Source organism: Rothia sp. HMSC066G07 (assembly GCF_001814485.1).
Taxonomy (GTDB): domain Bacteria; phylum Actinomycetota; class Actinomycetes; order Actinomycetales; family Micrococcaceae; genus Rothia.
The window spans coordinates 255,529-262,989 of record NZ_KV816932.1; the positions used below are offsets into that span (position 1 = coordinate 255,529).

Annotated in this window: 5 protein-coding genes; 3 read left to right on the top strand and 2 right to left on the bottom strand. The window is 59.7% G+C overall.

Annotated features, from left to right (window positions below; all coding sequences use genetic code 11):
- Positions 1-199 precede the first annotated feature (199 nt).
- Together HMPREF2971_RS08170 and HMPREF2971_RS08175 are read right to left on the bottom strand one after the other, a co-directional pair.
- The gene (locus tag HMPREF2971_RS08170; protein WP_070692412.1) at positions 200-2,083 is read right to left on the bottom strand and encodes a metal-dependent hydrolase; all 1,884 of its coding nucleotides are present in this window, start codon (positions 2,081-2,083) and stop codon (positions 200-202) included.
- Between the two features lie 259 nt (positions 2,084-2,342).
- The gene (locus HMPREF2971_RS08175; protein ID WP_012903264.1) at positions 2,343-3,248 is read right to left on the bottom strand and encodes a PAC2 family protein; all 906 of its coding nucleotides are present in this window, start codon (positions 3,246-3,248) and stop codon (positions 2,343-2,345) included.
- A 420-nt stretch (positions 3,249-3,668) separates the two neighbouring features.
- On the opposite strand from HMPREF2971_RS08175, the gene HMPREF2971_RS08180 reads away from it, so the two are divergent.
- The 3 genes from HMPREF2971_RS08180 to HMPREF2971_RS09265 all read left to right on the top strand — a co-directional run.
- Positions 3,669-5,165, top strand: coding sequence for a leucyl aminopeptidase (locus HMPREF2971_RS08180; protein WP_070692415.1), 1,497 nt, complete (start codon positions 3,669-3,671; stop codon positions 5,163-5,165).
- Positions 5,166-5,599: 434 nt separating this feature from the next.
- A complete protein-coding gene (lpdA, locus tag HMPREF2971_RS08185) occupies positions 5,600-6,985 on the top strand; it encodes a dihydrolipoyl dehydrogenase (RefSeq protein WP_012903261.1) in 1,386 nt (461 codons plus the stop codon).
- A 204-nt stretch (positions 6,986-7,189) separates the two neighbouring features.
- Positions 7,190-7,461: biotin/lipoyl-containing protein (locus HMPREF2971_RS09265; RefSeq protein WP_305793959.1), on the top strand; the 272-nt coding region annotated here is incomplete at its 3' end.

Here is a 7,461-nt window from a genome sequence, read left to right on the forward strand (position 1 = left end):
GTTATAGCGCATTGACTGTACGGGGTCAATATATAAGTATTGCAGATTTTTGGTTGCTTTCAACTTGACGCGCTGTTTGGGTGGCTTGTGGGCCTGGTTTTGGGTGAGTGCGGCTGTGTGCGGGAGGGGCGTGCCCGGTGGCGCGCCCCTCCCTCGTTTTGTACCTCGCTTTTAGGTGCCGGTTTTAGGTGCCGGGCTTTTAAGGTTTTCGGGGTTTGAGGGTGCTGATGGGTTCGCGGTGTGTTCCGGGTTCGCCGCAGATGGTGTATTTGATCCAGGCGGGTAGGTTGCCTGCGTTGAGGTGTACATCGAGGATGTTGAGGTCCTTTCCGAATGTGTGGCGGTGGGCTTCTTGGCGGAGCATGCGGGCGTAGGTGCTGTAGCCCTTGTACCAGTTGGCCCAGGCTTGGGTGTTGCGTAGTTCGGCGTATTCTCCGTCGGTGCTGTGGGGTGTGAGCAGGCTGGTGAGTAGTTCGAGTGCGTTGAGGCGTGCCCAGTGGGGGCTGTCTAGTTTTCCTTTGAGGGCGTTGAGGTAGTGGGTGTAGACGGCGTGGTGTTTGGTGAGGTATTCGCTGTTGGTGCAGCTTTCGTCGATTCGTTGTTTGAGGTTTTCGAGTTTGTTGTGGGCGTTGTGGTCTTTGGGGTGTTCCTCGAGGCGTGGGAGCAGGTCGCGGCTGATGGTGTTGAGTTCGGCGGCGCTGGCGAGGTCGGCGGGGGTGAGGTTTTCGAGTGCCCAGCCGTTGAGGTTGGTGTGCTGGTTGCTGCGGTTCTGTTGAATGCTGCGGCTCTGCTGAATGGTGCGGTGGGTGCGGCGGATCCAGTCTTGCCATTGCACGCATTTTTCGGGCACGGCGCGTACGTGTGCCTGTTCGGTACCGGGTGTGGCGCTGAGTGCGTGGGTGAAGCTGGCGGGGATGTAGGTTTTGCGGGTGATGCGGGTGCCGTAGCGGGGTGGTTCGAGCGGCGCGCGGTCGGGGCTGGGGTATTCGCCGCCGAAGGCGTGGTAGGTGTATTGGGCGGAGTAGTGCAGGTAGGCGAGCGCTTTTTGGGCGTGGTTGAGCCCGTAGCCGGCGAGGTAGGTGAGCATTTCGGCGGTGATGGGGTTGAGGGTTGCGGGTGCGATGGAGGCGCGTAGGTGCCCGGCGATTTCGGCGGGGATGAGTTCGCGGAGTGCGTCGCCGATGGTGGGCGCGTCACCGGTGATGGGGTTGCCCGCGTTATCGACCGGGTGGGTGGTGAGCAGGTGCGCGGCGGCGTTGATGGCGGCGTCCCAGTAGCAGAGGTCGATTTGGGCTTGGCGGTAGATGGTGCGGACGCCCTGGCGGGCTTCGTCGTGGCGGGTGGGGTGGGTGTGGTCCCAGAGTTCTACGGCGTTTTCCCAGTCGTGGCGGGTTTCGGGGTTGGCTGTGGGGTCGGTGTCCCAGGGGCTGTGGGCGTAGTTGTGTTGGGCGGTGTCGGCGATGGTGTCGCCGTGGCGGGTGAGCCAGGTGTAGTAGCTGCTGTGGCGGATTTCTTCGATGGGTGCGAGGAGGGTGAGCGCTTGCTGTTCGGGGTTGAGCGCCCAGATGCTGGCGCCGCCTGCGTAGATGACGTCTTCGCAGCGTAGTTCGCTGACGATGCGCGGGTCGTGGAGCAGGTGGAGCCATGCGTTGATGGGGATTTGGGTGTCGACGTCCTGTTGGATTTCTTCGATGGCGGCCAGTTGCGCGGTGTCGGGGTTGAGTTGGCGTTGGCGTACGGTGTTGTCGCCGTCGATGATGATGGCGTAGAAGCGGGTGAGGGTTTCGCCGTTGTGACGGGTGGGGAGTTTGGTGAAGGTTTCGTGCAGGAAGTCGGCACGTTCGCTGTGGGTGCAGGGTTCGTCGGGTAGGTTGACGCGCAGGCTGGGGCCGAGGGTGTCATCGGTTGCGGTGAGGATGATGAGTGAGTGGTCGGGCCAGTAGCCGTGCTGGTGGAGGGCGCAGCTGAGCACGTCGTATTCGTTGCGGATGGGCGGGGGCGTGTCGTAGCCGCTGTGGAAGTGTTCGTTGTGGAAGTGGTCGCTGTTGGGGGTATTGCCGTTGGAGGTATTGTTTGCGTTCATGCCTTCACGGTGGCATGGTTTGCGCGGGGTACGGGGTTAAACAAATAAATCTGTGGATACTTCGGTTCATGTGTCCGTTGGTTCCACAGATTTATTCGTATTGTTCGTTTGTGCGCCGAGGTTTGTCCACAGCGGCGCGGGGTGCCGCGTCATAATTTGTCACGCACTATCTGGCACGCACTATCTGGCACGCACTATCTGGCGGGCGGTATCCGACGGACGGTATCCCCTATTGCGCGCACCTATTGTTCGCCCACATCTATTGTTCGTCGAGGAACCGCTCGAAGAGCGCACCAATCTCGTCGCGGCTGGGCACGTTGTGCGCGTCGCGTCGCGAGAGGGGAATCGCAATATCGGAGGTGCGGAAGTTCTCGTCGTAGTTCTCTTCCATGGCCGTGATCATGCGACCGATTTCGGGGTTCTGCTTGACCTGATCGTTGATCTGGCTGTGCACGTGGCGTGCGGCTTCGCGCAGGTTCTCGGTGGGTAGGGAGAGGTGCGCCGCCATGCCCACGTGTTCGAGGGCGGTGAGGGTGCCCTGCGGCAGGTCCGCCTCCGAAATGTACTGGGGAATGTTCACGCCGAAGCCGACGGTGTCGATTCCGTTTTCGGTGAAGAGCACTTCCAACAGGTTGGTGACGGTCGCGTGCACGTCCGCGCTGGGCTTCCACGGGGAGATGCCGTGAATCAGGTCCTTGCGGGAACCGTGCGCGGTAATCGGGAAGGGGCGGGTGTGCGGCACCGGCATGGGGAATGCGGAGACCAGCACGACCAGGGATGGCTTGACCCGCTGGGCGATGGTCAGCACCGCCTTTTCGAAGCGCTGCCACTGCAGATCCGGTTCGGCACCGGTGAGCAGCAGGAACGGCTTGTCGAGGCTATCTTCTACGGCGTAGAGCTTCAGCTGCGGGTATTGCGGCGTTTCGAAATGGTCTTTTTCGTAGCGAATGTAGGGGCGGCGGGCACGGTAGTTGTGCAGCTGGTCGCTGTCGAACTCGACGATTTCAATGTTTTTGAGTTCGCTGAGTAGCACCTGTCCGAGCTGGCCGGCGGTGGAGCCTGCGTCTTGCGGGCTGGAGAGGGCGATGACGAGGGTTAGCCCGTGCATCCTGGGGTCGTCCAATATTTTGGTGTTGGCTAAGTAGAGATCTTCGGGGTTGAGCATCGTGCCTCCTCACTTCTGTCTGGTTCGCGCCGCGCACAAACGTATCTCAGCAGTTCTGTGCTCGGGGCGAAGGGGCGTCTTCTGTTATCTGACGTTTTCCTTAGTCTTTCATTTTATGCCACTACTGCCCTGTCTCGACAGTGTGCGGGCTTTTCTCGCAGTAGGTGAACTTGCTTGGTGTCTCGTCGACGTTCTTAAGGCGCTGCAGCTCGGCTTCTTGTGCATTTTTCTGTTCTGCCAGCTGTTCGGGGTGAGAGCTGAACCTCACGCCCTCCTACATATCCGTGTAGAGTAGAAGCAGTAGTCCGCGTGGCTTTGCGCGGCGGTATTCATCCTCACTCTTCGAGGGCCTACAGTTGAGTTTTTCGGGCGCGAGGATGTGCCCCGACTATTTGAGAAGACATACGCAAAGGAGTAACGATGTCTCTGTCTCTGTCTATTCACAGCACCGACCTTGAAGCGCTCGAAGCTGACGTTCTGGTTCTGGGCGTTCTGAAGGGTTCGGACGGCCCGTACCTGGCGCCGAGCTCCCTGTCTGAGGACTCTGTTGAGGGTATTAACGAGTTGCTGGAGGCGCTGGGCGCCTCGGGTGCCCCCGATCAGCTGCTGCGTCTGCCCGGCCTTGAGGACACCGGTGCCGGCATTGTGGCGCTGGCGGGTCTGGGCTCTGATACTGCTGAGGGTCAGGAGCGTCTGGACGCTCTGCGTTACGCTGCCGGTTCTGCGGCTCGTCAGCTGGTTGGTTCTGCTGAGGAGATTGCTTTCGATTTCGGCGTTTCTTCGGTAGAGGAAATTGAGGCTATTGCTCACGGCGCCGTGCTGGGTAACTTCGTTGAGGAGGGCCTGCGCGGCAAGACTCAGGACTCGATTAAGGAAGAGATTGATTCCATTCTGATTGTTTCCTCGATTGACCAGGAAGAGGCTGAGGAGGCTCTGGTTCACGCCCTGGTTCTGGGTGAGACCGCTAAGGATGCTCGCCGCCTGGTGAACCTGCCCCCGTCGCACCTGTACCCGGAGACTTTCGCTGAGTTCGCTGCTGAGGTCGCTGAGGATTACGCAAACATTGAGATTGAGCTGTTCCACCACGACCGCCTGGCTGAGGAGGGCTTCGGCGGCATTTCCGGTGTTGGTCAGGGTTCGCCCCGCAAGCCGGTTCTTGCCGTTGTGAAGTACACCCCGGAGAACCCGAAGGCTCACGTGGCTCTGGTCGGTAAGGGCATCACCTTCGATACCGGCGGTAACTCGCTGAAGCCTGCAGCTTCGATGATGACCATGAAGTGCGATATGGCGGGTGCCGCATCGGTGCTGAACGCTGTGGTTGCTTCCGCTGAGCTGGATGTTCCGGTTGCTGTGACCGGTTACCTGTGCCTGGCTGAGAACATGCCCGGCGGTCACGCACTGCGTCCGGAGGACATTATCACCATGCGTGATGGCCGTACCGTTGAGGTGCTGAACACTGACGCTGAGGGTCGCCTGGTCATGGCTGATGGTATCGCTCTGGCTTCTGAGTCGAACCCGGACGTCATCTTGGATATCGCTACCCTGACCGGTGCCGCTATGGCTGCTCTGGGTCTGCGCACTGCGGCTCTGCTCGGTGACGAGGAGATTCGTGACCGCGTGATTGCAGCCGGCGCTGCTGCGGGTGAGTCTTACTGGCCGATGCCGCTGGAGTCCTACCTGCGCAAGAGCCTGGAGTCCCCCGTTGCTGACATCAAGAACATTGGTTCCCGCTACGGTGGCGCGCTGACTGCGGGCCTGTTCCTGAAGGAGTTCGTGGGCGAGGGCATCCCCTGGGCTCACCTGGATATTGCGGGCCCCGCGTTCAATGAGGAGTCCCCGTACGGCTTCACCCCGAAGGAAGGTACCGGCTTCGGTACCGCTACCCTGGTGAACTTCATCGAGTCGTACGCTAAGTAGTCTGCTTGGCTGGGCGCGCGCCCTAACTGGAGCATCCTAACTGGTGCCCCTTATCTGGTGTGCGGCCGCATAGCATAGAGCATAGAGCTGATCTGAGGAGGGCTTTCCGGTACTTCTACCGGGGAGCCCTCCTCTGCGTCTTTTCGAGGGTGCGTTCTGTACGACCGCTGCGGTGGTCCTGTCATCGCACTGTTCTATGACGCGCCCCTTTTCTTGCGTAGTGAAAAATTTGGGGTGTTTGGGCGATTAATCGGCTAAAACCGCCCTGAGTGAACTTAAACGACCTTCAACGGGGGTATTGTTGTATTAAGTGTTTTTCTGCGTACGTGGAGGGCGCGCGACTTTTCGAGCTCGCGGGCCTTTCGTGCATGCTGAGGAACCTACCAATAAATTGGTAAAAAGAACTCATTGCAGGGGTTTCAACCCCAACAACTATGCAAGGGAGCAATATCGTGGCTCAAGAATTCGACATCCTCATCCTCGGCGGCGGTTCCGCTGGCTACTCTGCAGCTATTCGCGCACGCCAGCTGGGCTTCACCGTCGGCCTGGTCGAGAAGGAAAAGGTCGGCGGCACCTGCCTGCACACCGGCTGTATCCCCACCAAGGCGTACCTGCACGCTGCTGAGCTGGCTGAAGATGCACGCGAGGCGTCCAAGGTTGGCGTTAACGCTGTACTGCAGTCCATCGAGATGGGCAAGGTTCGCGATTACAAGGACGGCATCGTCTCCGGTAAGTTCAAGGGTCTTGCAGGCCTGCTGAAGATGAAGGGCGTAGAGGTTATCCCCGGCGAGGGTAAGCTGACCGCTCAGGACACCATCACCGTCGGTGGTGTTGAGTACAAGGGTAAGAACATTATCCTGGCATCCGGTTCGGTCTCCAAGACCTTCGGTCTGCCCATTGAGGGTCGCGTGCTGACCTCCACTGAGGCACTGGAGATGGACTACCTGCCCAAGAGCGCTATCGTGCTCGGTGGCGGCGTGATTGGTTGCGAGTTCGCATCCATGTGGAACGCTATGGGCGTTGACGTCACCATCATCGAGGGCCTGCCGAACCTGGTTCCCAACGAGGACCCGGCAATCATCAAGGTTCTGGAGCGTGCGTTCAAGAAGCGCGGCATCAAGTTCAACACCGGCACCCTCTTCGAGAAGGTTGAGCAGGACGCTAACGGTGCTAAGGTCACCCTGGCTGACGGCAAGGTCTTCGAGGCAGAGATCGTTCTGGTCGCTGTTGGTCGTGGCCCGAACACCGCAAACATGGGCTACGAGGAGCAGGGCATCCCCATGGATCGCGGCTTCGTCCTGGCTAACGAGCGCCTGCACACCGGCGTTGGCAACATCTACGCTATTGGTGACATCGTCCCCGGCGTTCAGCTGGCTCACCGCGGTTACCAGCAGGGTATCTTCGTTGCTGAGGAAATCGCTGGCCTGAACCCCACCATCGTTGAAGACATCAACATCCCCAAGGTCACCTTCTGTGACCCGGAGATTGCTTCTGTTGGTTACTCCGAGCCCAAGGCTAAGGAGAAGTTCGGCGCTGAGAACGTTGAGACCGCTGAGTACAACCTGGCTGGTAACGGTAAGTCCTCTATCCTCGGTGCTACCGGTATCGTGAAGGTTGTCCGCCAGAAGGACGGCCCCATCGTTGGTGTTCACGCTATTGGTAAGCGCATGGGTGAGCAGATTGGTGAGGCTCAGATGTGGGTTGCTTGGGAAGCATTCCCCGAGGACGTCGCTAAGTTCGTCCACGCACACCCGACTCAGAACGAGTCTCTGGGTGAGGCTGCAATGGTCCTGAACGGCACCCCGCTGCACAGCGCATAATCACAGCGCATAAATTTTGCTGACTGGCGTTAGCGCGTCAGCTTAGTATTGACGACCGTTGGTCGTTAGCGGTTGCCGGGCGTATCCGCTGAACAACGCCCCTATCCGGATGCGCGTCGACGTGCTACAACGCATACGGCGCGCATCCGGGTCGCCGCTCACATTTTTCTAGTTCAAGCATTCACAAGGAGAACGGGAAAGATTATGTCCCACACCGTAGTACTGCCCGCACTGGGCGAGTCCGTGACCGAGGGTACCGTTACCCGCTGGCTCGTTGAGGTCGGCGACACCATTGAGGTTGACGCACCCCTGGTTGAGGTTTCCACCGACAAGGTTGACACCGAGGTTCCCTCCCCCGTAGCAGGCGTTGTTGAGCAGATTCTCGTCCCCGAGGACGAGGACGTCGAGGTCGGCGCTGCTCTGGCTATCATTGGCGACGGTTCCGGCGCCGCTGCTCCGGCTGCTCCCGCAGCTGC